Annotated in this window: 25 protein-coding genes; 16 read left to right on the forward strand and 9 right to left on the reverse strand. The window is 34.3% G+C overall.

Annotated elements, in window-relative coordinates; all coding sequences use genetic code 11:
* Positions 1-123: 123 nt before the first annotated feature.
* Entirely contained in the window at positions 124-1,692 is a 1,569-nt protein-coding gene (locus tag C6H18_RS03130; RefSeq protein WP_104721652.1) for a class I SAM-dependent methyltransferase, read from the forward strand.
* On the forward strand, positions 1,692-2,480 hold the full coding sequence (gene hisF / locus C6H18_RS03135) for an imidazole glycerol phosphate synthase subunit HisF (protein ID WP_104721653.1): 789 nt from the start codon (positions 1,692-1,694) through the stop codon (positions 2,478-2,480). Before C6H18_RS03130 ends, hisF begins: the two co-directional genes overlap by 1 nt.
* On the opposite strand, the gene C6H18_RS03140 is transcribed toward hisF, so the two are convergent.
* The gene (locus tag C6H18_RS03140; RefSeq protein ID WP_104721654.1) at positions 2,477-3,268 is read right to left on the reverse strand and encodes a pyridoxine 5'-phosphate synthase; all 792 of its coding nucleotides are present in this window, start codon (positions 3,266-3,268) and stop codon (positions 2,477-2,479) included. The genes hisF and C6H18_RS03140 overlap by 4 nt on opposite strands.
* Positions 3,269-3,331: 63 nt before the next feature.
* Here C6H18_RS03140 and C6H18_RS03145 point away from each other — a divergent pair, with 63 nt between their 5' ends.
* From C6H18_RS03145 to C6H18_RS03190, 10 genes are all read left to right on the forward strand, one after another.
* Positions 3,332-4,156 (forward strand): 3'-5' exonuclease, encoded by an 825-nt coding sequence (locus C6H18_RS03145; RefSeq protein ID WP_104721655.1) that lies wholly within the window; start codon positions 3,332-3,334, stop codon positions 4,154-4,156.
* Positions 4,157-4,164: 8 nt separating this feature from the next.
* A complete protein-coding gene (locus C6H18_RS03150) occupies positions 4,165-5,070 on the forward strand; it encodes a PDC sensor domain-containing protein (protein WP_104721656.1) in 906 nt (301 codons plus the stop codon).
* A gap of 11 nt (positions 5,071-5,081) precedes the next feature.
* Positions 5,082-5,690 carry an imidazole glycerol phosphate synthase subunit HisH gene (gene hisH / locus C6H18_RS03155; RefSeq protein WP_104721657.1) on the forward strand — a complete coding sequence of 203 codons (609 nt, stop codon included), beginning with the start codon at positions 5,082-5,084 and terminating at the stop codon, positions 5,688-5,690.
* 1 nt (position 5,691) lies between these two features.
* The gene (gene hisA, locus C6H18_RS03160) at positions 5,692-6,405 is read left to right on the forward strand and encodes a 1-(5-phosphoribosyl)-5-[(5-phosphoribosylamino)methylideneamino]imidazole-4-carboxamide isomerase (RefSeq protein ID WP_104721658.1); all 714 of its coding nucleotides are present in this window, start codon (positions 5,692-5,694) and stop codon (positions 6,403-6,405) included.
* 85 nt (positions 6,406-6,490) lie between these two features.
* Entirely contained in the window at positions 6,491-6,865 is a 375-nt protein-coding gene (locus C6H18_RS03165; protein WP_104721659.1) for a chemotaxis response regulator CheY, read from the forward strand.
* Positions 6,866-6,867: 2 nt separating this feature from the next.
* Positions 6,868-7,698 (forward strand): 50S ribosomal protein L11 methyltransferase, encoded by an 831-nt coding sequence (locus C6H18_RS03170; protein WP_104721660.1) that lies wholly within the window; start codon positions 6,868-6,870, stop codon positions 7,696-7,698.
* A 15-nt stretch (positions 7,699-7,713) separates the two neighbouring features.
* Entirely contained in the window at positions 7,714-9,642 is a 1,929-nt protein-coding gene (gene ftsH / locus C6H18_RS03175) for an ATP-dependent zinc metalloprotease FtsH (protein WP_104721661.1), read from the forward strand.
* Positions 9,643-9,648: 6 nt separating this feature from the next.
* Positions 9,649-10,257 (forward strand): phosphatidylserine decarboxylase, encoded by a 609-nt coding sequence (locus C6H18_RS03180; RefSeq protein ID WP_104721662.1) that lies wholly within the window; start codon positions 9,649-9,651, stop codon positions 10,255-10,257.
* Complete coding sequence (pssA, locus tag C6H18_RS03185) at positions 10,257-10,979, forward strand: CDP-diacylglycerol--serine O-phosphatidyltransferase (RefSeq protein WP_104721663.1); 723 nt, start codon at positions 10,257-10,259, stop codon at positions 10,977-10,979. The genes C6H18_RS03180 and pssA overlap by 1 nt, the downstream gene beginning before the upstream one ends.
* A gap of 146 nt (positions 10,980-11,125) precedes the next feature.
* Entirely contained in the window at positions 11,126-12,667 is a 1,542-nt protein-coding gene (locus C6H18_RS03190; protein ID WP_104721664.1) for a 2-isopropylmalate synthase, read from the forward strand.
* Here the strand turns inward: C6H18_RS03190 and C6H18_RS03195 are convergent.
* The 3 genes from C6H18_RS03195 to C6H18_RS03205 form a co-directional block, all read right to left on the reverse strand.
* Complete coding sequence (locus C6H18_RS03195; RefSeq protein WP_104721665.1) at positions 12,664-13,584, reverse strand: AEC family transporter; 921 nt, start codon at positions 13,582-13,584, stop codon at positions 12,664-12,666. The genes C6H18_RS03190 and C6H18_RS03195 overlap by 4 nt on opposite strands.
* 46 nt (positions 13,585-13,630) lie before the next feature.
* Entirely contained in the window at positions 13,631-15,043 is a 1,413-nt protein-coding gene (locus C6H18_RS03200) for a DegQ family serine endoprotease (RefSeq protein ID WP_104721666.1), read from the reverse strand.
* A gap of 77 nt (positions 15,044-15,120) precedes the next feature.
* Positions 15,121-16,296: a cation:proton antiporter gene (locus C6H18_RS03205; protein WP_104721667.1), complete on the reverse strand. Its 1,176-nt coding sequence runs from the start codon at positions 16,294-16,296 to the stop codon at positions 15,121-15,123.
* A gap of 219 nt (positions 16,297-16,515) precedes the next feature.
* Here C6H18_RS03205 and C6H18_RS03210 point away from each other — a divergent pair, with 219 nt between their 5' ends.
* The 4 genes from C6H18_RS03210 (at position 16,516) to lpxD (ending at position 20,973) form a co-directional block, all read left to right on the forward strand.
* On the forward strand, positions 16,516-17,733 hold the full coding sequence (locus C6H18_RS03210) for an aminotransferase class V-fold PLP-dependent enzyme (protein WP_233704043.1): 1,218 nt from the start codon (positions 16,516-16,518) through the stop codon (positions 17,731-17,733).
* A gap of 64 nt (positions 17,734-17,797) precedes the next feature.
* Entirely contained in the window at positions 17,798-19,486 is a 1,689-nt protein-coding gene (locus C6H18_RS03215; RefSeq protein ID WP_104721668.1) for an acetolactate synthase large subunit, read from the forward strand.
* A gap of 2 nt (positions 19,487-19,488) precedes the next feature.
* The gene (gene ilvN, locus C6H18_RS03220; RefSeq protein ID WP_104721669.1) at positions 19,489-19,959 is read left to right on the forward strand and encodes an acetolactate synthase small subunit; all 471 of its coding nucleotides are present in this window, start codon (positions 19,489-19,491) and stop codon (positions 19,957-19,959) included.
* Between the two features lie 12 nt (positions 19,960-19,971).
* Positions 19,972-20,973, forward strand: coding sequence for a UDP-3-O-(3-hydroxymyristoyl)glucosamine N-acyltransferase (gene lpxD / locus C6H18_RS03225; protein WP_104721670.1), 1,002 nt, complete (start codon positions 19,972-19,974; stop codon positions 20,971-20,973).
* A gap of 326 nt (positions 20,974-21,299) precedes the next feature.
* On the opposite strand, the gene C6H18_RS03230 is transcribed toward lpxD, so the two are convergent.
* The 5 genes from C6H18_RS03230 to C6H18_RS03250 are packed head-to-tail and all read right to left on the reverse strand — an operon-like array spanning position 21,300 to position 25,250.
* Positions 21,300-22,247, reverse strand: coding sequence for a glycosyltransferase family 9 protein (locus tag C6H18_RS03230; RefSeq protein WP_158654855.1), 948 nt, complete (start codon positions 22,245-22,247; stop codon positions 21,300-21,302).
* A complete protein-coding gene (locus tag C6H18_RS03235) occupies positions 22,225-23,325 on the reverse strand; it encodes a glycosyltransferase family 4 protein (RefSeq protein WP_104721672.1) in 1,101 nt (366 codons plus the stop codon). The genes C6H18_RS03230 and C6H18_RS03235 overlap by 23 nt, the downstream gene beginning before the upstream one ends.
* Positions 23,315-23,965 (reverse strand): phosphoribosylglycinamide formyltransferase, encoded by a 651-nt coding sequence (gene purN, locus C6H18_RS03240; protein ID WP_104721673.1) that lies wholly within the window; start codon positions 23,963-23,965, stop codon positions 23,315-23,317. Before purN ends, C6H18_RS03235 begins: the two co-directional genes overlap by 11 nt.
* Entirely contained in the window at positions 23,966-24,202 is a 237-nt protein-coding gene (locus C6H18_RS03245) for a hypothetical protein (RefSeq protein ID WP_104721674.1), read from the reverse strand.
* Positions 24,195-25,250 (reverse strand): DHH family phosphoesterase, encoded by a 1,056-nt coding sequence (locus tag C6H18_RS03250; RefSeq protein ID WP_104721675.1) that lies wholly within the window; start codon positions 25,248-25,250, stop codon positions 24,195-24,197. The genes C6H18_RS03245 and C6H18_RS03250 overlap by 8 nt, the downstream gene beginning before the upstream one ends.
* Between the last annotated feature and the right edge of the window lie 6 nt (positions 25,251-25,256).

Below are 25,256 nucleotides of genomic sequence, written 5' to 3' on the forward strand. Positions count from 1 at the left end.
TGTTTAAGAAAGATAGGTAAAAAGCAAATAGACATTGCCAAAAGATACATTGCGTTGTAAGAACATTGAAAAAATGGCAAACTAAAGTATTGTATAATAAAAGCAAAAGTTTAAAGGATAGCAATGCAACATTGGAATGAAGGTTACTTTTCAGATTTTTCCTACACTAAGGGTTATTACAGAGTTATTAATCCATTATTAATGAATTTTCATTTAGCTTTGGCGGGTGTTAAGAGTAATACAATAAATGATGAGGGAGAGGATATATCCCCCCCCCCAGAGTTTAATTACTTGGAACTTGGTTTTGGTATGGGAATTAGTGTTAATATTCACGCTGCTACGACTAGGGGGAATTATACTGCCATAGATTTTAATCCCCAACATATGGCTTATGCAAACACCTATGCTAAGTCTGATAATATTACTTTATACAATGATAGTTTTAAGGAGTTTTTAGCAAGATTAGAGCAAGAAAAAATAACTTTTGATTATATTTGCTTTCACGGGATTTTTTCTTGGATATCTAAAGAGAATCGAGATATTCTTTTAGAGATTGTTTATAAGTTTCTAAAAGTTGGTGGAGTTGTTTATAATAGCTACAATTGCTATCCCCAGCAAATTTTTGCTTTACCTATTAAAGAAATTTTGTTCTTACACCATCAATTAAATCATAGCACTAACATTAATGCCAATGATCAAGTTTTAAAAAGTATGGATTTTATTGCTGAATTTACAAAAACCAATCCGTTGTTTATGAAAAATTCTGATGTTGCTAGTTTTATCACAAGAATCCAAAATATGAAAGATTCAGGTATTTCTTATCTCGCACACGAATATTTAAATGCAGATTGGAAATGTTTTTATTTTTATGAAATTGCCAAAATGATGGAGAATATTAAATGTTCTTTTGCAGTCAATACAGAGCCTTTGGATCATTTGGATAGTTGTAATTTAAATGAGGATGCAAGGAATTTTCTAAGCAATATAGCCGATCCTATTTTTAAAGAACAGCTTAAAGATTACTATGTTAGTCGTAATTTTAGAGGTGATATTTTTGTCAAGGGAATACAAAGGTTTGCTCATAATGCTTCTATGCAGAGGATTTTAAATACAGAATTTGTTTTAATCTCGCCTATCACTGCTTTTAAATATCAGATGGAAGTGGTGCTTGGAACTTTGACTTTGGATAAGGATTTGTATAAAAAGGCTTTAGAATATCTCCAATCCCAATCTTATAGACCAAAGTCTGGCTCGGAGATTATGTCAGAGTGCAAGATAGATTTTTCAAGTTTGGCGACATTAATAATTGTTTTAATCAAGCAAGAAATGCTTTTTCCCACACAAAAAATAGATAAAACGATAAAAGATAGGGCAAAAACCTATAATGAGATTTTATTTAACCAACAACTTGAAGATGAAACCAATGTTTATGTAGCTGCCCCACTTATTGGATCTTGCATTGCAGTAAGTTCTATAGAACAATTAGTTATGAAAACTTATTTAGATAGTGTTAAAGATAAAGAAAATCTTGCCTTAAAAACCTTTGAGTTGTTTAAAAAGTATGGCAAGAAAGTCGTAGAAGAGGGTGTTGTTGTCCAAGAAGATTCGGAAAATATTAAAAGGATTGAGGTTATAGTTAAAGGCTTTATGGAGAAACTCCCTCTTTATAAAGTCTTGGGGATTTTGGATTAATGGTTTCATCTTTAGCAAAACGCATTATACCTTGTTTGGATATTAAAGAAGGGCGCGTAGTTAAGGGGGTGAATTTCTTAGGATTGCAGGATGCAGGAGATCCTATAGAGGTAGCTAAGCGTTACAATGATGAGGGGGCTGATGAGATTGTTTTTTTAGATATTACCGCTACTAGTGATAATCGTGATGTTACGCTTGAAATGGTAAAGTCTGTGGCTAAAGAAATATTTATTCCTTTGAGCGTTGGCGGGGGAATCCGAAGTTTGCAAGATATGTATAATCTTTTGAATGTGGGTTGTGATAAAGTAAGTCTAAATTCTTCTGCCCTTGCTAATCCTGATTTAATTACGCAAGGAGCAAAGAGATTTGGCTCTCAATGTATAATCGTGGCTATTGATGTGAAAAGAAATGCAAATAATCCCAAAAAATTGGAAGTTTATACACACGGGGGAGTAAAAAATACAGGGATTGATTTATTGCAATGGGTAAAAGAGGCTTATAATCGTGGTGCTGGAGAGATTTTGCTAACAAGTATGGATTGCGATGGCACAAAGAGTGGTTATGATTTAAAGACTTTAGAGGAGGTTTCTAATCTTGTGGATATACCGCTTATTGCAAGTGGTGGTGCAGGGAGTAAGGAGCATATCTTGGAAGCCTTTAGAAGCGGTGCAGATGCTGCTTTAGCGGCTTCTATTTTTCATTATCAAGAAATAGTGATTATGGAGTTAAAGGAATTTTTAAGGAATGAAGGAATACCTGTGCGGTTTCCTTCTATGGTTCATCTTTAGTTTGGTTTGTGTTGCATTAATGCAAGCATATCTTTAATGGCTTGTTCTAATCCGCTAAAAATAGCTCTAGCAATAATACTTTGCCCGATATTTAATTCAAAAATTTCTGGAATCTTTAGGATTGGCGTTAAATTGGTATAGTTTAACCCGTGTCCTGCGGCGACCTCTAATCCTAACCATTTAGCTTCTTTTGCGGAGTTTTGTAGATTTTGAATAGATTTTTCATAAAGCTCTTTTAGGGATGCTCTTGGAAGTTCTAAACTTTTAAGACTATGTTGGGTTCTGGAGAGGTTTGAGAAAAGCATTAAGTGTAAATTGGCATAGCTTCCTGTATGTAGCTCTACAATCTCTGCTCCCACTTCTTTGGCTGCACAAATTTGCTCAATATCAGCATCAATAAAAAGTGAGACTTCAGTATTAATGGAATGAAAAGCTTGTAGGATTTCTTGAATTTTTTGATAGTTTGCTTGAATATCTAATCCCCCCTCTGTCGTTATTTCTTCTCTATTTTCTGGGACTAGAGTTACTCTTTGGGGTTTAAGGTTTAAGAGAAGTTCTATAATTTGGGGATTAATAGAGCATTCCACATTAATGGGTAAAAAAGAGGATTGAATGATATTTTGAATATCTAAATCGTGAATATGTCGTCTATCTTCGCGTAAATGCATAGTAATTTGATGCGCTCCTGCTCTTTTAGCAATAAAAATAGCTTCTAAAGGGTCAGGGTCGTTAATAGCTCTTGCCTCACGCAAAGTTGCTATATGATCGATATTCACTCCAAGTAGCATATTGTTCCTTTTGGGTAGATTTGTGTAAGATTCTAGCTAAAATTACTTTAAAAGGATTTTGTTATGGTGATGGTTTTTGATTGTGAGACTATTCCAGATGTGGAACTGATTAAAAAATCTTTTCAAAAGGAATTTCAAAGTAGGAATATAGTCTTGCAAGATGATTTAGCAGTTAGTAAGGAAGCTCAAAAAATACAAAAAGAAATTAGTGGTAGTGAGTTTTTGCCTCTTTGTTATCACCAAGTTATCTCTATTGCAGCAGTTTTTTGTGATGAATATGGCAACTTTAAGAAAGTGGGAAACTTTTCAAGTATTGGGAATACTAAAGAGGAATTAGAAAAATCGCTTATTAAGGGGTTTTTGGATTATTTAAATAAACATCAGCCTAAACTTGTAAGCTTCAATGGTAGGGGATTTGATATGCCAATGTTGTTGCTTAGAGCAATGAAGTATAAACTATCTGCTAATGCTTATTTTGAAATCGAAAATATTCAATTTAATAAAAGTAAATGGGAGAATTATCGCCAAAGGTATAGTGAGCGATTCCATACAGATTTATTAGATGTATTGGGGAATTATGGCGCTGCTAGAGGATTAAAGCTTGATGTTTTAGCTAATCTTGTAGGATTTCCGGGTAAGTTTGATGTTTGTGGAGATATGGTGCTTGATTTGTATTATAAAAAAGAATATGAAGTAATTAATACTTATTGCCAAAGTGATGTTTTAAATACCTATGGGTTATATCTTAATTATGAGCTTTTATCGGGGAATCTAAGTTTGCAAGAATATCAAAATATTTTAATGCATTGGAGAGATACTCTTCCACAAGATAAAGCGTATTATCGGGTATTTTTTGATACAATCACGCAACAAATTAATAACCTATAAGGAAGAGAATGCTATCCAAAGAGATTTTTTATTTTAATGAAATACGTTATGAGATTAGAGCCTATTTGTGTTTTTTGTTTCAACGCAATATCAAAAATCATCTCCCTTATATTGAGCTTAATAAAATCATTGATGGGTTGCATAAAATTGAAAAAGAAGTTGGTATTTTTGAGCTACTTTATATTTTGGATTCTGCTGGGAATTTAGCTATTGATGGGATTACAAGTAATGCAAGTTTGAAATGTAAAAAAGGAGAGAATCACAACGATAGAGCTTATTTTTATCGCGCTGTTAAAGAAAAGAAATGTATTTTAACAGACCCTTACCCCTCTGTGGCAAGTGGGACATTAGTTGTAACAGCAGCTTATCCTTTGTATAATGATAGGGGTGAATTAATGTATGTTGTTTGTATAGATTTGCCCTTAGAGAGGATTCCTAATTTAGTTAGTCCAACTTTTATTTTTGGTATTTCTTCAAATTTTAGGAAAATTGTTTATTTTGTAATGTCTTTTGCGCTTTTTGCTATTTGTGTTTTATTGCTTGTTAAAGGCAGTATTAGTATGTGGGATGCTTTAGGGCATTTTAATAATTTGGATATTAAAGATGTTTTTGAGGCTACGATTTTAATCACACTTTCTTTAGCGATTTTTGATTTAGTGAGTGCTATTTTTGAAGAAGAAGTCTTAGGAAGGCATAAGTCTCAAGATTCTAAAGTCGTCCATCAAACGATGATTAGGTTTTTGGGTTCTATTATTATTGCTTTGGCTATTGAAGCTTTAATGCTTGTCTTTAAGATGACAATCACAGAGCCTGATAAATTAATTTATGCAGTTTATTTAATTGCAGGTGTTACTTCGTTGTTGATTGGTTTATCCCTTTATGTTAAATTTACAGCAGCAGTTCGTAAAGGTTGATTTAGAGCTTTATGTTAGGGATTATTGATTATAAAATTGGGAATTTAGCTAGTGTGCAAAATGCTTTTAAAAAACTCAATCAAGAGGCAGTTATTATAGAAGATCCCAAAAAAGTTAAAATGTGTAGGTTACTTGTATTACCCGGTGTTGGTGCATTTGGGGATGCTATGGAGCATTTAAGAAAGAGTGGTATGCAAGAGGCTATTTTAGAGTATGTAAAAAGTGGGAAATATTTATTGGGGATTTGTTTAGGAATGCAGCTTTTATTCCAAAGGAGTGAGGAGTTTGGAGAACATTTGGGGCTTGGTTTATTAGAAGGAGAAGTGCTTAGGATAGCAGGATTGCAAAAAAAGGAAAAAATACCACATATGGGTTGGAATCTCATTAGAATATATCAGCATAGCCCTCTTTTTGAAGGTATATCTACAGATTTTTATTTATATTTTGTGCATAGTTTTTGTGTTAGGAATCTTAGTAATGCCATAGGTGTTAGCCATTATGGTGTGGAGTTTGCCTCTATTGTGCAAAAAGATAATATTTTTGGGATTCAACCCCATCCAGAAAAATCACATAATGTGGGTTTAAAAATCTTACAAAATTTCATACATTTAAAGGACTAAAATGCAAATTATCCCGGCAATTGATTTAAAAGATGGCTATGCTGTAAGGTTAAAACAAGGGGATATGCAAAGTGCGAAAATTTATGATAAAAATCCTCTGAATCTTTGCGCTACTTTTGCAGATTTGGGTGCAGAATATCTCCATATTGTAGATTTAGATGGTGCAATTGCTGGGAAGCCTAAAAATAGAGTTATTATTGAACAAATCTGTAAGAATTCTCAATTAAAAATTGAAGTAGGTGGTGGAATCCGCAATGAAGAAACAATTAAGAGTTATTTAGATATAGGGGTTTCTCGCCTGATTTTAGGTTCTATTGCTTTGCAAAAGGTAGATTTTGCTTTGGCAATGGCGGAGAAATATCCGATTGTTATAGGAATTGACGCCAAAGATGGGAAAGTTGCAATTAATGGGTGGGGAGATACTCAAAGTGTGTTAGCAGAAGAATTTGCCAAAGAATTCTTAGGCAGTAAGATTGAAGCTATCGTCTGCACGGATATTTCACGCGATGGAATGCTTGGAGGAATTAACATAAATTTTACTCAAGCTATTGCTAGAGCAAGTGGAGTTTTTACTATTGCTAGTGGAGGCTTATCAAGTATGGAAGATTTGCAGATATTAGAAGAAAATGAAATTAAAGCAGTGATTGTAGGCAAGGCATTTTATGAAAGAAAAATTGATTTACAAAAAGCCTTTGAAAAATTTAGAGTTTCATAAAAATTTGTTATAGTAAGCGAAAATTTATGTTATTATTACATCTACGATAAGCAAACAATTTAATTGGAATATTAAGGAGTTTATTTTGAAAATGGTTGTTGTTGATGATAGTTCAACTATGAGACGAATTATAAAAAATACTTTGGCGCGACTGGGGTATAACGATATTTTAGAAGGTGAAAATGGCGTTGAAGGTTGGGAAAAAATGGATAAAAACGCTGATGTTAAAGTGTTGATTACCGATTGGAATATGCCAGAAATGAATGGTTTGGATTTGGTTAAAAAAGTTCGTGCGGATGAACGTTTTAAAGATATACCTATTATTATGGTTACAACAGAAGGTGGTAAAGCCGAAGTTATTACTGCGCTCAAGGCTGGAGTCAATAATTATATTGTTAAGCCTTTCACTCCCCAAGTTTTAAAAGAGAAATTAGAAGCTGTTTTAGGTGTAAATGATTAGAAATGGTTCCCTGTTATAATTCTCTTATTGTCAAAGCAGATAATTTTTTATGGCTTTTAAAAGACAAAGCATTAGAGATTACCAACGAAGCCATAGAAGAGATAGATAATGGCTTTATTATAAGAACATTTAGTGATGTTCGAGACATTCGGTTTCAACTTCAATATTTTACAAAAAATTTAGAAAGCATTATGGGTCAAAAAATTTCTTTAGAATTTAAAGAAACACAAGAAAAGAATCAAGATTGGATTGAAAAATATCATCGTTCTGTCTCCCCTTTTGAATATGGGAAGTTTTATATTCACCCAACTTGGTATGCTAATAAAGAAGGAAAAATTAATATTATTATTGATCCTGCTCTTGCATTTGGTAGTGGTCATCACGGAAGCACCTTTGGATGTATCAAAGCACTTAATAGTTTAGCATTGGAGAATAAAAAGATTCTTGATGTGGGTTGCGGAAGCGGAATATTATCTATTCTAGCAAAGAAATGTGGGGCAGAGGTATGGAGCTGTGATACCGATGAGGTAGCAGTTCAATCCACTCAAGCTAATATGATAAAAAACAATGTAACAATCGATCATATATGGCAAGGCTCTTTAGGGGAGATAAAGGATAAAGAAGGATATTTTGACATCGTAATAGCTAATATTTTAGCAGATGTGCTTATCGCATTGCCCTTAGATAAGTTTGTAAAAAAAGATGGGATTTTGATATTATCTGGTATTTTAGAGAAGTATGAATCTAAAGTCCTTGATAAGTTCAAAAACTTAAAAAAGCTAAATGGAGAAACTATACAAGAATGGGTAACCTTAGCTTTGAATAAAAATTAATGAGGATATACCAAAATGAAACAACAAAAACCTAATAATAATCAAGAAAAAAAACCCGGCAATTTTTTTAATCAAAATCCCCTTTTGATGTTTGTTATTTTTGCCATCATTGCTATTGTGGTTTTTCGATTTATCTCTCCTAGCGGAGATAGTTTGAATGCCTTTAATGGAGTTAATACTACTAAAACAATCAATTATTATGAACTAAAGAAACTTATTGAAAACAAAGAAGTTAGCTTTGTAGCTATTGGACAAACAAACATTAAAGCAACCTCTATGAGCAATGGAAGCAAAATTATTTATAATGCCCAAAGGGTCAATCCCGATAATACGCTTATTCCATTATTGGACGAAAAAGGCGTAGAATATACAGGCTATAATGAAAGCAATTGGCTTAGTGATATGCTCTTTGGTTGGGTGTTACCTGTTTTTATTTTCTTTGCCATTTGGATGTTTTTAGCCAATCGTATGCAAAAAAATATGGGCAGTGGAATCTTAGGTATTGGTAGCTCTAAAAAGCTTGTAAATGCCGAAAAACCTAATGTCAAGTTTGAAGATATGGCAGGGAATGTTGAAGCCAAAGATGAAGTTGTAGAAGTCGTGGATTTTTTAAGAAATCCTGATAGGTATGCTGCCTTGGGAGCAAAGATTCCTAAAGGTGTGCTTTTAGTTGGTCCTCCAGGGACAGGGAAAACACTTCTTGCAAAAGCAGTCGCAGGGGAGGCGAATGTTCCTTTTTTTTCTGTGAGTGGAAGTAGTTTTATTGAGATGTTTGTTGGGGTGGGTGCTAGTCGTGTGCGAGATTTGTTTGAAAATGCCAAAAAAGAAGCCCCTAGCATTATCTTCATTGATGAGATTGATGCTATTGGTAAAAGTCGTGCAGCAGGAGGAATGATAAGCGGAAATGACGAAAGAGAGCAAACCTTAAATCAGCTTTTAGCCGAAATGGATGGATTTAGTTCAGATTCCTCCCCTGTTATTGTCCTTGCAGCGACCAATCGCCCCGAAGTTTTAGACCCAGCCCTTTTGCGTCCGGGTAGATTTGATAGACAAGTTTTGGTAGATAAGCCAGATTTTGAAGGAAGAGTTGAGATTTTAAAGGTGCATATTAAAAATATCAAACTTTCTAAAGATGTAGATTTATTTGAGATTGCTAAATTAACGGCAGGACTTGCGGGAGCAGATTTGGCAAATATCGTTAATGAGGCAGCCTTACTTGCAGGACGCAATAATAAAAAAGATGTGCAACAAAGTGATTTTTTAGAAGCTGTGGAGCGAGGCATTGCAGGATTAGAGAAAAAATCTCGAAGAATCTCCCCTAAAGAGAAAAAAATCGTTGCCTATCACGAAAGCGGACATGCTCTTATTGCAGAAATCACTAAAGGAGCCAAAAAGGTTACGAAAGTTTCTATTATTCCACGAGGTTTAGCGGCACTTGGTTATACGCTTAATACACCAGAAGAGAATAAATACCTTATGCAAAAACACGAATTACTCGCTGAAGTGGATGTGCTGCTTGGAGGGAGAGCGGCTGAAGCGGTATTTTTAGGAGAAATCTCAACAGGGGCTAGTAATGATTTAGAGAGAGCCACAGATATTATTAAGGCAATGGTAAGCTATTATGGTATGACAGATGTGGCAGGGCTTATGGTTTTAGAGAAGCAGAGGAATGTGTTTTTAAATGGTGGGCTTGGAAATTCCAGAGAATACAGCGAAGAAATGGCAGAAAAAATGGATACACATATTAAAAAGGTATTAAATGAACGTTTTGAAGCTGTTAAGGAATCTTTAGAAACTTATAGAGAAGCTATTGAAAATATGGTCAAAGAATTATTTGACAAAGAAAATATTGATGGAGAAAAAGTTAGAGAAATCATTTCCGCTTATGAAAAAGCCAATAATTTACCAACTCGCTTAGTGGTAGAACAAAAAGAAGAGGCTTAAAAATCAATGAGAACGACCACGGAAATTATTGCAAGGGAAGGTTGGAAGGCATTAGGTATTGGTGCTAGCATTTTACTGATTAGTTGGCTTTTTTCTTGGGGATTTTTAGCTTGGCTTGCTTTTATTTTTTTATTAGGTGCTTTGTATTGTTATTATAATCCAGAGAGAATCCCCGAAGATATGGCAGATAATTTAATTTTATCACCCATTGATGGCAAAGTTGAAAGTATAGAAAAAACAGATAATGCAATTTGTTTAGAGATTAGTAAGCCTATTTATTTTTGTGGGTTATTAAGAATGCCCTTTGAAGGAAATGCAAAGGAAAAAGAGAAGATTTATGGTGTTTTGAATGCTTCGCCTACTATTGGCGAGAGGACGCTTTTGGAATTTTTTCATACACATTTAGGGATTAAAGTCCAGATGTTGATATATCCTAAGTCTTATTGCCATAATCTTCATTTATATTTTGGTGAATCGAAATTTAAAATAGCAGAGAGAATAGGCTTTTTTCTCAAAGGTAGTGTAAAGATTGATGTTCCTTTAAATACAGAATTAAAAGTTTCTGTTGGGGATAGGATATTTGCTGGTTGCAGTGCTTTAGGTTATGTTTATTAATGAAAATTGACCCTTTGTATTTATTGCCAAATCTCTTTACAGGTGTGAGTATTTACCTTGGTGTTTTAAGTATTGCTTATGCTTTTATGGGAAGATTTGAGATTGCTTGTTGGTTGATTTTAATAAGTCTTATTTTTGATGGATTAGATGGTAGGGTAGCTCGTTTAACAGGGACAACAAGCAAATTTGGTGTAGAGTTTGATTCTTTAGCAGATATTGTTGCTTTTGGCGTTGCCCCTGCCATAATTTTATTTTTTTATAGTGGATACCATTATGGCAAGTTTGGTGTGGTGATCGCAGGGCTTTATGTTGTCTTTGGTGCTATTAGATTAGCGCGTTTTAATGTTACTACAAATCATAATGAACCTAATATGTTTATTGGATTGCCTATACCATCTGCAGCAGTTTTTATCGTGGGTTGGTTACTTTTTGAAATAAATTTTTCTAAAACTTATCCAGAAATTTCAGAATATATTTTAAGGTTTTTAATTGCATCAAGTTTGTTAATAGCTCTTTTAATGGTTAGCAATGTCCGTTATCCAAGTTTCAAAAAGATGAATTTTGAAAAAGTAAATTTTGGGAAAATTGTTATATTGTTAATGGTTATTTTAGCGGTTTTATTTATTTATCCTATTTATACGATTGTTGTTGGGATTACTTGTTATGTGTTATTTGGTCCTCTAAGGGCTTTTTATCATCTTTTGAAAAGACGTTTTGTCTAAGGGATAATAGTGAGAGTTTGTTGTATTTGGCATTATAGTTATATTTTTAAAAACCTTTTAACATTTTGTAGGCTACTTCCTCTGCAATTTTCTCTTTAAATTCATCTAAACCCTCTTCTAAGAAAATATAATTTTAAGGAAATACTATGGAAATGATAAAAATTTTTGATACAACATTAAGAGATGGCGAACAAAGTCCCGGTGCCTCAATGAATACTGAGGAAAAAATCAAAGTCGCACTTGCGCTAGAAAAATTAGGAGTTGATGTGATTGAGGCGGGATTTGCCGCTGCTAGTCCCGGGGATTATGAGGCGATCTTTAGAATCTCTGAAACCCTCAAGAAAACAACTATCTGCTCACTTGCAAGGGCAATCCCAAAAGATATAGAAACGGCTGCTAGGGCTTTAGAAAAAGCCACTTCTAAAAGGATTCATACTTTTATTGCCACAAGCCCTATTCATATGGAATATAAGCTTAAGATGCAACCTGCTGAAGTGCTTAAAAGGGCTATGGAAGCTGTGAAGCTTGCTAAGAGTTATTGTGAAGATGTAGAGTTTAGCTGCGAAGATGCCTGTCGAAGTGATATAGGGTTTTTAAAAGAAATGGCACTTGCGGTCATTGAAGCTGGAGCTACTACGCTTAATTTGCCCGATACCGTGGGTTATCGCCTCCCTTTTGAGATAGGCTCTATTATCCAAGAAATGAAAAAATGCGTTGGAGATCGTGCGGTTTTATCCGTGCATTGTCATAATGATTTAGGCTTGGCTGTTGCTAATGCCATTGCTGGGATTCAAAATGGGGCAAGACAAGTGGAATGCACTATTAATGGACTAGGAGAGAGGGCTGGGAATACTGCTTTAGAAGAAGTGGTAATGATTTTAAAAACGCGTCAAGATATTTTTGGGGATTTAGATACGCGTATTAATACCAAAGAAATTTATGCTTGTAGTAAGCTTGTCGCAGATATTACAGGGATATGCCCACAGCCTAATAAGGCAATTGTTGGCAAAAACGCATTCGCACACGAAAGCGGGATTCATCAAGATGGAATGCTAAAGCATAGGGAAACTTATGAGATTATGAAAAGAAGTGATATTGGAATACCCGAAAATAATGGTTTGATTTTAGGTAAGCATAGCGGTAGAGCAGCCTTTAAGGATAAATTAGAGAGCTTAGGTTTTAGTGGAATTTCTCAAGAATCTTTGGATGTTGCTTTTGAGAGATTTAAAACGCTTTGTGATAGAAAAAAGGAAGTTTATGATGAGGATATACGTTCGATTATGACAGAGGAATCCACAAAGATACCGCAGATTTTTGAACTTGTGAGTTTGCAGATTAGCACTTGTTCTAATGGATTTCCTTATGCAGCAATTTGTATCCAAAAAGATAATGGACAAAAGGTCGATGCAGCCATAGGTAATGGAAGTGTGGATGCGATTTTAAAAACCATTGATAGGATTAGCGGCTATAATGGAGTATTAAAGGATTATAGAGTTGAAGCTGTGAGTGAAGGTAAAGATGCTTTAGCCAAGGTAGTGGTAAAAGTAGAGTTTGACCCAAATAAACCAGCGGTGATTGGACACGGATTGCATCTTGATACTTTACAAGCGACCGCTAGAGCTTATATTGGCGCACTTAATAGCTATTTGCGTATGAAAGAGTTAATTGTTGCTAAGAAAATGCGCTAAATCCATAGGATACTTAAAATATAATTCAAAAAAGGGATGCTAAGTAATGAAAATAAAATGCCAAATGCAATAGAGCTTATAGCAAGGTTTGAATCTAATTTAGCTTTCATAATTATGGCTCCAGCTAAAGTCATTGTTGGCATTGCGGATTCTAAAATCGCTACTTTTGTAGCGGTATTAAATTCTATGTTTATAATCATTGCTAAGACAATAAATATAAAAGGCGCAAAAACCGTTTTGCAAAAAATTACAAGCATTGCACTTTTATAAGAAGCCATAATCGCATTAAAGCTAAGACCAAGTCCGATAGAAAAAAGGGCAATAGGAGTAGCGGTGCTACCAAAAATTTCTATGGGAGAGAAGATAAAATCAGGAATGGGAAAGAGTCTTAGCAAAAATCCTAATGCTAAAGCAATAAAAGGTGGAAACTTCATAATTTTTTTAATATTTTCCCAAAAATTTATTTTTTGATGAGTGCCTAAAGCAAGGATAAAAGGACTTAAAAGCAACATAGGTAAAGCAGTAGCCAAAGCATCATAAAAAATAGCTTCCCCAATAAAGCTTTCACCATAAATACCAGCAATTATAGGGATACCTACAAAGAGTGTATTACCAAAACTTGTGAGTAAAAATATACTAACTAGAGTGGCTTTAGAAAACTTTAGGATGTAGCCTAAAATCACAGCAAAAACCCCAGCAATCAAACAAGAAATACAGCCTATACCAACAAGGAGCAATAAAGAAGTTTTAAAGTCTAAATGGTAAATTTTGTCAAAAACAAGGCAAGGAAGGGCAAAGATAATAACAAAATCTAAGAACATTCGGGATTGTTTCTGCCTTAAAATATTACTTCGTTTGGCAATATATCCAGCAAATAAGAGAGAAAAAATTGTGAATAAAGGATTAAAGATAAACATTTCTTGCCTTTTTCAAGGATGGCTATGCTCCAAAATGGAGACAAAGTTAGCGCACGACTATGCTAAAGATTCTCCCTGCGCGGTTAATTAGCATTCGCTTAGATTGCCCTTTATAGCGATTAAGTGCTTCATTGAAGCTTTGTGTGTCTTTAATGCTAAAGCTTTCTACTTGTGTGATAATATCGCCCTCGACAAAACCAACTTCTTCGGCTTTGCTCTCTTGTTGAACTTTGGTTACAAAAACACCTTGTAAATTATTTGGGATTCTAAAACGCGTTTTAATTTCTGCATTTAATGTGGTTACCTCTAAGCCATTAATTCCTCCAACTGCACTTCCACTTGAATTTGTATTATTGGGAGCTTTTGTGAGTGTGAGGTTAAGTGTTTGTTCTTTTTTGTCGCGGATAATTGTTAGAGTTACTTTATCTTTTGGGTTGTAGGTTCCAATGATATTTTTAAGTTCTGCTGCGGATCTAATGGCTCTTCCATTGACTTTTGTGATTAAATCCCATACTTTTAAACCGGCTTTTTGAGCTGGAGAGTCTTTTTCTATGGAAATAATCACAGCACCCTTTTCTTCTTTATAAACATCTTGTAAATCATTATTCACATCTTGAATCCCAACTCCTAAATACCCGCGTTCAATCGTGCCTTTTTCGATTAAGGTTTTAGAAATCTTTTTGACCATTTCAGAGGGGATAGCAAACCCAATGCCGTGGTTTCCTCCTGTTCTTGAAAGAATAGCGGTATTAATCCCTATTAATCCCCCCCTGCTATCTACCAAAGCACCTCCACTATTTCCGGGATTAATGGAAGCATCAGTTTGGATGAAGTTTTCATAATCATTAATTCCAATTCCTGTTTTATTAAGCGCAGAGATAATTCCTTGTGTTACACTCTCCCCAACTCCAAAGGGATTCCCAATAGCAAAAACAATATCTCCTACTTGAGCGTCATTGCTAGAGGCAAACTTTAAAAATGGAAGATTTTTAGTATTGATTTTGATAATAGCCAAATCACTTTTTTCATCTTTTCCGATGACTTTTGCTTCATATTCTTTATTGGATTCTGGAAGAGCTACTAAAATCTTATCTGCACCATCAATAACATGGTTGTTGGTTACAATGTAGCCATCTGAAGAGATAATAGTTCCACTCCCTAAACTTCGCTCAATCCTATCTTGTGGTATGATAGCACCAAAGGCATCACCAAAAAATTGTTTAAAAAATGGATCGTTTAAAAGAGGGTGTCCTTGAATATTAGGAGCCTTGATCTTTTTTTGTGTAGAGATATTAACAACTGCATTCTTAGCTTCTTTGATGGAATCATAGTAAGAGTAAATAGTGTTTTGTGAAACATCTGGCGTTTCTCTTGAGGTGATGCTAGGAAGCTCGGCTACTTCAAAGGCATAAAGATTACCGGTTAATAAGGCACTTAAAAATAAGATTTGAACTTTCATTGTATTGTCTCCTTAAGTAAAATCTATCTGGCATTATCACAAAAAAATAGTAAATAAATAAATAATAATGCGAAATTTTACACATTGTTTTGCGATAAAGAGTTACTTTTGAAAGTATCAATAAATTTAATGCAGATAGTTAAAAAAATGCCCTCTAAAATAGCTGCAAGAATGAAGACGTAATATTCTTCATTGCTGATAGCATTGAATTGTCTTCCAAGTTGTGCAGTAGCTACAAGGAAGGTTAAAGGCATAGAATGGCTAAAGGCGAAAAGAATGGTTTTTTTATAGCTTTTAAAATAGTTTTTATAAGCAATAAGTGCAGCTATAACTCTTAGAGAAACCATTATAAAAATAATAGAAAATGTTTGCGAGAAGAGACTTGGGTTTTTAATGATAAGTTTTAAATCTAAAGTGGAGCCTACATAAATAAAAAATAATGGAATAAAAAAACCAAATCCAAAATCATTGAGTTTTTTGCTTAAGCCCTTTTGGTGGCGGAAATAAGTAGCAAGAATCATACCTGCTAAAAACGCACCTAAAACGGTTTCTAATTCCAAAATTTGCACAATTCCAATCATTGATAAAAAAAGCATAATAGAAAACCGAATATCTTGATTTTTATTAGAATCTTTAGGAATAGCAAGGAACTTCAAAGTCGGAAACCACCAAAAAAGTATATCTGCAATTTTAAAAATTCCTATAATAGCGGTTAAAAAAGCAAACAAAACAAAAAGTATTTCATAAAGTTTCCAAGTCAATCCATAAGAATAAGTTCCATTTAAAACCACTAAGACAATAATGCTAATAAGCTCACCTAAGATTCCAACATTGAGTGCAAGTTGTAGCCACGAAGTATTTTTGGGGTATTCTTTAAGCAATGCCATAATCATACCCAAGCTCATAACAGGTAGCGCAATAACATAAAATTCACTTAAATCTTCATAAAGGACATAAAGTAGTGCTATTGCATAAATAATAAACAAATAAAGACTAGCAGATTTTAAAAAATTCCATCCAAGCTTTTTTAGTGCTTTTAAATCAACCTCTAATCCACACAAAAACATTAAAAACAAAAATCCAATATGTGCTATAAACTCTAAAGAAGAGGAATGTGTAAAAAAATTACAATAAAAAGCAAAAGAGCCTAAGAGAATTTCTGTTACAACTAAAGGGATTTTGGTAAGAGAACTAAGAAAGGGGGCAATAACAATTAACAAAGAAATGATGCCAAAAGTAAGAATATTCTCCACAAACTCCCCTTTGTAAGATTGGATTTTGAAGTATAACAAAAGCTTGTTAAAAGAATGTTTTTATTTTTGTTGGGATACTTGCTTATGGTAAAATACTTTATCGTTTCATCTAGGAATTTGGTTGTGGAGAAAAGTGTTTTTAATTCTTTATTGCCTTCTTTTAAAGAGCAAGAACAAAAAGTGCAGATTCTAAAAAAGCAATGTATTTTAAAAAGAGGAATGTATTACTTTGATTGGACGGCGAGTGGATTGGCAGCTTATTGCGTAGAGAAAAGGATTCAAAATATTTTACCTTTTTATGCCAACACACATTCTGAAAGCTCAAAGCATTCTGAAATAATGGGTAGAATTTATCAAAATAGTCGTGCAATTATTAGTAAATCTTTTGGTCTTGATGAGAGTTATGCCCTAATCTCTTGTGGGTTTGGCTCAAGCTCTGCTATTAAAAAGTTTCAAGAGATTATGGGGATTTATATCCCTCCTAAAACTAAACAAGTCTTTAGTAGTGCTTTAAAATCTTTAGAGTTGCCTTTAGTGATTGTTGGTCCTTTTGAACATCATAGTAACGAATTAAGTTTTAGGGAGGGGCTTTGTGAAGTCGTTAGGATTCCTCTTAATGAACTTGGATTGGTGGATTTAGAGTTTTTAGAATCAACATTAAAACAAAATGCAGGGAGAAAAATCATTGCTTCTTTTGCTTTAGTTTCTAATGTAAGTGGGATTATTGCTCCTTTTGTAGAAATTTCTAATTTAGTGAGAAGCTATGGAGGAATTATGTGCTATGATATGGCAAGTTCTTCAGCATATTTTGATATACCTTGCGATTTTTATGATGTTGCTTTTCTTTCTCCTCATAAGCTTTTAGGTGGAGTTTGTAGTAGCGGAGTATTAATTATAAAACGCGCTTTAATTGATAAGACACTTTCCCCCACTTTCTGTGGTGGAGGTGTAGTAGGCTATGTTTCACGCACTAGTGCTAGATATTTTGCTGATGAAGAGGTTAGGGAAGAGGCAGGGACTCCGGGTATATTAGAGTTTATAAGAGGAGGATTGGCGTATTTGTTACGTGATGAGATTGATAAGCAATGGATTTTGGAATATAAAGAAGAAATTGCTAGGAGCTTTAAGGAATTTCTAGGCAATGAGAAGAATATTATTAGCTATGGTAATTTAGATTATAATGCTCTAGGAATCTTTTCTTTTAATATTATCAATAAATCCCCTTATGAGATGGCAAAAATTCTCTCACAAGAATATGGCATTCTTTTACGCGCTGGTTGTTCTTGTGCGGGACCTTATGGACACGATTTATTGGGGCTAGAGGATAATCAGACATTTTTGCAAAAGCCCGGTTGGATTCGTGTAAGTTTGCATTATACACACACATATAAAGATATAAAATATTTATGCAACGTCCTAAAGAGACTTTGTCGTTAATCTTTTAGGTTTGCTAAAGTTCTTTTAAAATAAAATCAAACAAAGACTTTAATTAGGAGTTTTTATGCGTTTAAATGGTTCTGAAATGGTTATCCATGCTTTAAAAAATGAAGGGGTAAAAGTAGTATTTGGTTACCCCGGTGGTGCTGCTTTAAATATTTATGATGAGCTGTATAAGCAAAATTTTTTTGAGCATATTTTAACAAGGCACGAGCAAGCCGCTATTCACGCTGCTGATGGTTATGCAAGGGCAAGTGGAGAGGTGGGGGTTGCTATTGTTACTAGTGGTCCTGGAATCACTAATGCCATTACAGGTATTGCGACTGCATATATGGATTCTATCCCCTTAGTTATTATTAGCGGGCAAGTCCCTACAAGCTTAATTGGGACAGATGCCTTTCAAGAAATTGATGCAGTGGGCATCTCTCGTCCTTGCACGAAGCATAATTATCTTGTGAAAAGCATTGAAGAACTTCCTAAAATCTTAAAAGAAGCATTTTATATTGCAAGAAGTGGTCGTCCCGGTCCTGTTCATATTGATTTACCTAAAGATATTAGTGCAACCATTGGAAAATTCGATTATCCTAAAGAAATTATGCTACAAACCTACAAACCTACTTATAAGGGAAATCTAAGGCAGATTAAAAAAATTGCACAAATTATAAAAGAATCTAAAAAGCCCATTTTATATTTAGGGGGAGGCTGTATTGTTTCAAACGCTACAAAGCTTATTAGTGAATTTTGCGAAGTAACGCATATTCCAGCGGTAGAAACTTTAATGGCACTTGGAGTTTTGCCCTCTAATCATTCGGATTTATTAGGAATGGTTGGAATGCACGGAAGTTATTGCTCTAATATGGCAATGAGTGAAGCGGATTTAATTATTGCTTTGGGGGCTAGATTTGATGATAGGGTAACGGGAAAATTAAGTGAGTTTGCGAAGAATGCACAGATTATTCATATTGATATTGACCCAAGTAGTATTAGTAAAATTGTAAATGCAAATTATCCTATTGTAGGAGATATTGCCAATGTTTTAGAGGAGTTAATCCCTCTTTTAAAAGGTTATGAAACAAAGAATATTGCAAATTGGAGAGAGACCTTAGAATGTTATGAAAAGCTCCATCCTCTAGGTTATGAGGATTCTAAGGAAATCTTAAAGCCTCAATGGGTGATACAAAAAATGGGAGAAATTTTAGGCGATAGCGCATTTATCACAACAGATGTTGGGCAACACCAAATGTGGGCGGCGCAATTCTATCCCTTTTGCTTCCCTAGACAATTTATAAGTAGTGGCGGTTTAGGAACTATGGGGTTTGGGTTACCTGCTGCTATGGGGGTTAAAAAGGCTTTTAAGGACAAAGTTTCTATTAATATTACCGGAGATGGCTCGATTTTGATGAATATCCAAGAGATGATAACTTGTTTTGTGGATAATATCCCGGTGGTGAATGTTATTTTAAATAATAGTTACTTGGGAATGGTTCGTCAATGGCAGAGCTTTTTTTATGATAAGCGATTTGCCCATACGGATTTGAGTATTCAACCCGATTTTGTCAAACTTGCAGAATCTTTTGGGGGAGTGGGTTATGTTTGTAATACCAAAGAAGAGTTTATAGAATCCTTGCAGTTAGCTATTAATTCTAACAAACCTGCTTTATTAGATGTTCGCATTGATAAGTTTGAAAATGTATTGCCAATGGTGCCAACAGGTGGGGCTTTGTTTAATATGTTATTAGAGTATAAGGAGTAAATATGGAGATTAAACGCATTATCACTGCAATTGTTTTAAATGAACATGGTGTATTATCTCGTATTAGTGGGCTTTTTGCTGGTAGGGGATATAATATCGAATCCCTAACCGTTGCTCCTATTTTAGAAACTGAACTTTCGCGTATAACGATTGCAACTAAAGGTGATGAGAGGGTATTAGAGCAGATTTTAAAACAACTCCATAAACTTATTCCCGTTTTAAAGGTTTTAGAAGATGAGCAAATTGTAGAGCAAGAATCAGTGCTTGTGAAATTTGACAAAAAAGAGTTTTTAAGTGAATTAAGCGTAATTTTTAACTCCTATAATGGAAAGATCGTTGAAGTGAATGATAAGTATGTTATTTTTATGGCTTGTGATAATCACGAAAGGATTAATGGATTATTAAAGGCTATTCGTTCTTATAAGCCAAAAGATGTTGCAAGAAGTGGCATTTTGGCAATTGAATCGCATTAAAAGTGTGTAGTTATGCAATTAGATAGACTGATTAATTTTTTAAAAGAAAAAGGAATTTTAGAAGGGGTTGTCCAAAATAAAGATGGAAAATGGGTGGAGCATCATCCCTTTCAACCCTGTGAAATACAGGCAATAGAATCTCCTGAACTTGCCACTAAAGAGCATATTACTTTTTTAGAAAAAGAAAAATACGCTTCTTCTGTGCTTACGACAAAGGCAGCTGCTGTAATACTTCGTAGAGCTTATTTAAAATATCTTCCTAAAGAAAGCCTTGGGATTTTAACCTCTAATCCCTATCTAGCCTTTGCTTATTTAACACATTTCTTTGCTAAACCTTTATTTGGGAATTCTAAAGAACCCATTTTGGGAGAGGGTGTGCAGATAGCAGAAAATGCGGTAATCGGTAAAGGAAGTGTTATTGGAGAAGGATGTGTGATAATGGCGGGGGTAGTGATTGGAGAGAATGTCCAGATAGGCAAAAATTGCGTTATTTATCCTAATGTTTGTATTTATAATGATTGTGAGATTGGGGGTAATGTCAGAATCCACGCAAATTCGGTTATAGGAAGTGATGGTTTTGGCTATGCACATACACAAAATGGAGAGCATATTAAGATTTATCATAATGGTAAAGTAGTCTTAGAAGAAGAGGTTGAAATTGGTTCTAATACTTCTATTGATAGAGCGGTGTTTGGTGAAACGCGTATTAAAAAGGGTGTAAAAATTGATAATCTTGTGCAAATTGGGCATAATTGCTGTATTGGAGAGTATAGCATTATTGTCTCCCAAGCTGGTTTATCTGGTTCGACAACCACAGGACGCAATGTTGTATTAGGGGGGCAATCAGGAAGTGCAGGGCATTTACATATTGGAGAATTTACCCAAATTGGAGCTAGAGGGGCGATTTCTAAGAGTCTTCCTGCCTTTGGTAAATTCTCTGGTCATCCTCTTTTGCCTATACAAGAATGGCTAAAATTACAAGCTTTTTTGAAAAAGATGATAAAAAGGTCTTAAAGATTAACAATTTTTGGGATTGTCCTACTTGATGAAAGAGGCATAAGTTTTAGGGAGCGTAAGTTTTAGAAGGAAATATTTTGCCACAGGATAATTTATCTTTAGCCTTGCAGGCAGAGGAAAAGCTTATGCCAATTCGTCTTTAGAATGATGAAAAGTAGTATTAATTACAACTTAAGATATACCAATGGTTTATAGGTTTTGGGCATAGAATCTTCTACAGGGAGTAAAGGAGCTATGGTAATTAGGAACTGTAATATTGCATTTATGAAAAGAAATTTATGATTTTTATTATTTCTTTGTCTTTTATTTTAAAAGATAAGGCTTTATTTAAGCATATCTAGAATTTTTTCTATTATGATTTGTGGCTTCACATCACTGGCTCTTTGGCTTTTGGTTTGCAAACAAGTTTCAAAATGCCCCCAAGTCCCCCATCTAGCAATATTTACTTTATCAAAAATAGTAATAGCTTTAGTGTTGCACGCCCCAAAGATATGCGCTACTCCTCCTTCAAAAGCAAGGGTTAGCAAGGCTCCTCTAGCAAGTGCTGCTACCTCATCAAGTGTTTTTGTATCTTTGTATTCGCAATTTTCTAATTTTGCTAATGTTTTGCATCTAAGTTTATCTTCACTATCACCTATTACGATAACAAAAGGGAGTGCTTTGATGATTTCTTGTAAGGATTCCAAAGGATAAGGATTGTCTTTTAATCGTCTGCTTGAAATATGAAAGAGTATATAAGGAATTTGGCTTTTAAACGCATAAGGATAGGCATAAGCAGTCTCTTCTCCTTCATATTCCACGCCCAATGGTGCTAAAATATCAAAACATACCATTACTTCGTGGATACTTGTAATGGGAGTTTCACAAAAGTTTGGTATCCCTTTTGTTCTTAAATCCTCTTTGCTACCTGCCCCATAGCAGACTTTCCCTCTTGCGCATTTAGCAAATAATGCTGAATATTTAGAGGGTTCTATTCGCAACATTATAACCACATCATAGCGCTCTTTAAAAAGGCAAAATAAAATCCAAGCCTTATGCAAAAAGGCATTAGTTTTAGCGTAGATTCCTTTTTTGTGTTTAGTTTTTGTATAAACCCAAATTTTATCTAAATACGGATTTTTATTTTCTCTCCCGATAACAACAGGCGCATTAAGACTATTTACTACAATATCTATTTGGGCTTTGGGATATTTTTTCCTCAACGCTTCAAAACAAGGGGTAGAACAAACTAAATCTCCGATATTATCATTACGAATAAGCAAAATTTTCACCCAACACTCCCTCATATATTGCTAAAATTTTTCTCCCCATAGCTTCAGAAGAAAATTTCCCTATGATAAAATAGGGATTAATCTCTATACAAGAGGGATGCTCTAAAAGTGTTTTTAGGGCTTTTAAAAACTCTTCTAAAGTTGGTTTAGGGGTTAAGAGAAAGTTGTTATTATGGTATAAATCCTTAATGCTCCCAACATCAGCTGCAACGCTTGGAATCTCCATTAAAAGAGCTTGCATTAAGCTTTGTGGCACTCCTTCTTTTTCAGAAGTTAATAGAAAAATATCAAGCATTGATAAAAATTCTGCGGGTTTTTCAATATGCCCTAAAAGCTTAATATAATCCTCTGCATTCTCCTCCCTCTCTCCACCTTGAATAAGCCCCTCTAAGTGAGGAAAACTATCCCCACTCCCACCAATGATAAAATAGGTATTTGGGTATTTTTTGTGAATCTCTTTAGCCACTTGTATAAAAATATCTTGTCGTTTGGCATATCGCATAACGCCTAAATTTCCTATGATAATTTTATTTTTTGGGATTTTATAATGTTCTTTTAGGGATTCTTTATCATAAAGATCTTTTTGGAATATCCCAATATCAATACCTGTGGGAATGGAGGTTATTTTTTCTGGTTTTATGCGATTATCCCTTATCATAGCCTCTCTAACACTCTCGCCTGTGGTAATGATAAAATCTGCTAAATTATTAATGAAATTTAATCGTGAAGGGTGGATAGGAGTAGATAAATGCCTAGTGCGAATAAATTTTTTCCCACTCCCAATACTGGCTAATCCTCCACACCAAGTATCGATTCCGCTATGGGTATTAAGAATATCATAATGCTTTAATAACTGCTTTAAACCCCAAATACTAAGAATATCTGTCTTTCTTTTAAAAGGTAGAGTAAAAGTTTTTATGCCTAGATTTTGGGCTTTATTTAAAATCTGTGCGTTTTCTCTACAAGCTAAAGCGGATTCTACACCAAGATTTCTCATTACTTGTATTTCAGAGAGGATTCTAATCTCTTGCCCCCCATAACCATTGCTCCACTCTGTGTGTAAAACCTTAATCCCCATAAAGAACCTTTAAAATCGCTAAAGGGTATAAAAAATGCTCTAAAGCGTGAATTCTTTGTGTATAAGATTCCAAACTCTCTTGCTTTTGTTTGATTAGCACACCTTGGGCGATTAATTCTCCACTATCAAGTTCATTGCTAACATAATGCACACTAACACCGCCTAATTGCATCGGGGCATTAAAGCTCTCTTCTATTCCTTTAGCTCCTTTAAAAAGCGGCAAAAGTGAGGGGTGGATATTAATACAAGGGATAGATTGCACAAAATAAGGGGTTAGAACTCTCATAAATCCCGCTAAAACACATAAATCAATATTTAAAGATTTCAAGATTTTCACCAAATCTTTATCAAAAGATTCTCTATCAACATAAGCCTTACTCTCTAAAACCTCTGTGGGTATTCCTAAAGCTTTAGCCCTTTGTATCCCATAAGCATCACTTTTGTTGCTAAGGGCTAAAACAATCTCTATTTTTGGAGAATCTTGGCATTGGATATAAGCCTTATCTATCCCACTAATTAAGAAATCCTCTTTTTGTGTGAAGACTCCCGCACTCTTAAAAGATTTTTGGTGGAGAGCTTTAATGATTGCTTCTAAATTGCTTCCATTTCCACTAAAGAGTATAGCAATCCTTTTTGACATTTATTTTCCAAAAAACTCTGGATTATTTTGTTTTAACTTTTGGAGATTGGCTAAAATCTCTTTTATTCCATATTCTAAACTTTCTTCATCTAAGCTTTCAATATAAGCATCTAAAGCATCTTGTAGCTTTGATTCTTGAACTCCAGAGAGTATTAAAGCCACACATAGCATATCACTAAGCTGGATTGAAAGCTCCTCTATTTCTTCTTCTAATTCTTTAATGTTTTTTTTATCCATACTGCTCTCCTAAAAGGTTTTGAATATTCTCATAAATATCTTCATAGACAAAACTTTCTTTAAAGCCCTCTATCTTGCCTCCACTTGCATTAGCGTGTCCTCCACCATTGAAATATTTTTTGGCTAAAACACTAACATCGCAAGTATTATTAGCCCTTAAGCTAACATTCCCTCGAGCATTAACATCTAAGAAAAAATGGAATTGTGGATTTTGCTTTAAAAATAAATTGGCTAAAACAGAGATACTTCCGATACTATAACTCAAAAACCCTTGGTATTCCCCACAGATAATACGGCATTTATCAAGATATTTTTTTAATAACTTCACTTGAAAATTCGAAACTAAATTATCTAATGTATCACTCATTAAATTGCCTCCTAAGAAGCCTTTCTTTAAAGCCAGGATTGCATTATCTAAAAGAATATGCCCCTTTTCTTGGGTTAAAAATTTTGAAGATTCCCTAAGAAGTGTGAGTTTATAGCTCCTATCTTCATCTTCAAACATAAAGCGATTAAGCTCTTTGCATTCTATGATTAGACGCATAGCAACCTTTCCAAATTCAAACCCATATCCTTCTTCTTTCCACAAATCAATGCTATTTATCATTTCAACCATTGGTTCTAGCCATAACTTTGTAGAATCTGCTAGAGAAAATCTCGCTAAGAGAGTCTCATAAACGATTTTTGTCGCACAGCGATTGGTATCTAAGGCATACCATTCGTATTTATTCACACATTCTTGTCCGCTTTTATGATGGTCTAATAACTCAAGTTTGACTTTAGCACCTGTTAAATTTAATTCTAAAATCGATTCTTTTAGGGATTCACATTCACTTAAAGTAAGGTTTAAATCGCTAATAATAATCCAAGCCTCCTCTGCAATATTGGCTTTAATATTCCTAAAAATTTGTTCTAGTCTTGCTAAGACTTCCTTTCCATAGTTTGCATTATAAAAGTGCATACAAGCACTTTTGTTAAAAAATTCATAGCTCACCAACTGACAGCCATAGCCATCTAAATCAATATGAGAGAGGTGATGAATTTGCATATTTTT

This window comes from Helicobacter mesocricetorum, from assembly GCF_900198605.1.
Classification (GTDB): domain Bacteria; phylum Campylobacterota; class Campylobacteria; order Campylobacterales; family Helicobacteraceae; genus Helicobacter_D; species Helicobacter_D mesocricetorum.

Coding starts and splice junctions, on each gene's coding strand:
- ilvN (WP_104721669.1), top strand. CDS start 19,489: ATGGAGATTAAACGCATTATCACTGCAATTGTTTTAAATGAACATGGT.
- C6H18_RS03245 (WP_104721674.1), bottom strand. CDS start 24,202: ATGGATAAAAAAAACATTAAAGAATTAGAAGAAGAAATAGAGGAGCTT.
- lpxD (WP_104721670.1), top strand. CDS start 19,972: ATGCAATTAGATAGACTGATTAATTTTTTAAAAGAAAAAGGAATTTTA.
- C6H18_RS03215 (WP_104721668.1), top strand. CDS start 17,798: ATGCGTTTAAATGGTTCTGAAATGGTTATCCATGCTTTAAAAAATGAA.
- hisA (WP_104721658.1), top strand. CDS start 5,692: ATGCAAATTATCCCGGCAATTGATTTAAAAGATGGCTATGCTGTAAGG.
- C6H18_RS03150 (WP_104721656.1), top strand. CDS start 4,165: ATGCTATCCAAAGAGATTTTTTATTTTAATGAAATACGTTATGAGATT.
- C6H18_RS03210 (WP_233704043.1), top strand. CDS start 16,516: ATGTATTACTTTGATTGGACGGCGAGTGGATTGGCAGCTTATTGCGTA.
- C6H18_RS03250 (WP_104721675.1), bottom strand. CDS start 25,250: ATGCAAATTCATCACCTCTCTCATATTGATTTAGATGGCTATGGCTGT.
- C6H18_RS03180 (WP_104721662.1), top strand. CDS start 9,649: ATGAGAACGACCACGGAAATTATTGCAAGGGAAGGTTGGAAGGCATTA.
- C6H18_RS03195 (WP_104721665.1), bottom strand. CDS start 13,584: ATGTTTATCTTTAATCCTTTATTCACAATTTTTTCTCTCTTATTTGCT.
- ftsH (WP_104721661.1), top strand. CDS start 7,714: ATGAAACAACAAAAACCTAATAATAATCAAGAAAAAAAACCCGGCAAT.
- C6H18_RS03200 (WP_104721666.1), bottom strand. CDS start 15,043: ATGAAAGTTCAAATCTTATTTTTAAGTGCCTTATTAACCGGTAATCTT.
- C6H18_RS03140 (WP_104721654.1), bottom strand. CDS start 3,268: ATGCTACTTGGAGTGAATATCGATCATATAGCAACTTTGCGTGAGGCA.
- hisH (WP_104721657.1), top strand. CDS start 5,082: ATGTTAGGGATTATTGATTATAAAATTGGGAATTTAGCTAGTGTGCAA.
- C6H18_RS03170 (WP_104721660.1), top strand. CDS start 6,868: ATGGTTCCCTGTTATAATTCTCTTATTGTCAAAGCAGATAATTTTTTA.
- purN (WP_104721673.1), bottom strand. CDS start 23,965: ATGTCAAAAAGGATTGCTATACTCTTTAGTGGAAATGGAAGCAATTTA.
- hisF (WP_104721653.1), top strand. CDS start 1,692: ATGGTTTCATCTTTAGCAAAACGCATTATACCTTGTTTGGATATTAAA.
- C6H18_RS03190 (WP_104721664.1), top strand. CDS start 11,126: ATGGAAATGATAAAAATTTTTGATACAACATTAAGAGATGGCGAACAA.
- C6H18_RS03145 (WP_104721655.1), top strand. CDS start 3,332: ATGGTGATGGTTTTTGATTGTGAGACTATTCCAGATGTGGAACTGATT.
- C6H18_RS03130 (WP_104721652.1), top strand. CDS start 124: ATGCAACATTGGAATGAAGGTTACTTTTCAGATTTTTCCTACACTAAG.
- C6H18_RS03235 (WP_104721672.1), bottom strand. CDS start 23,325: ATGGGGATTAAGGTTTTACACACAGAGTGGAGCAATGGTTATGGGGGG.
- pssA (WP_104721663.1), top strand. CDS start 10,257: ATGAAAATTGACCCTTTGTATTTATTGCCAAATCTCTTTACAGGTGTG.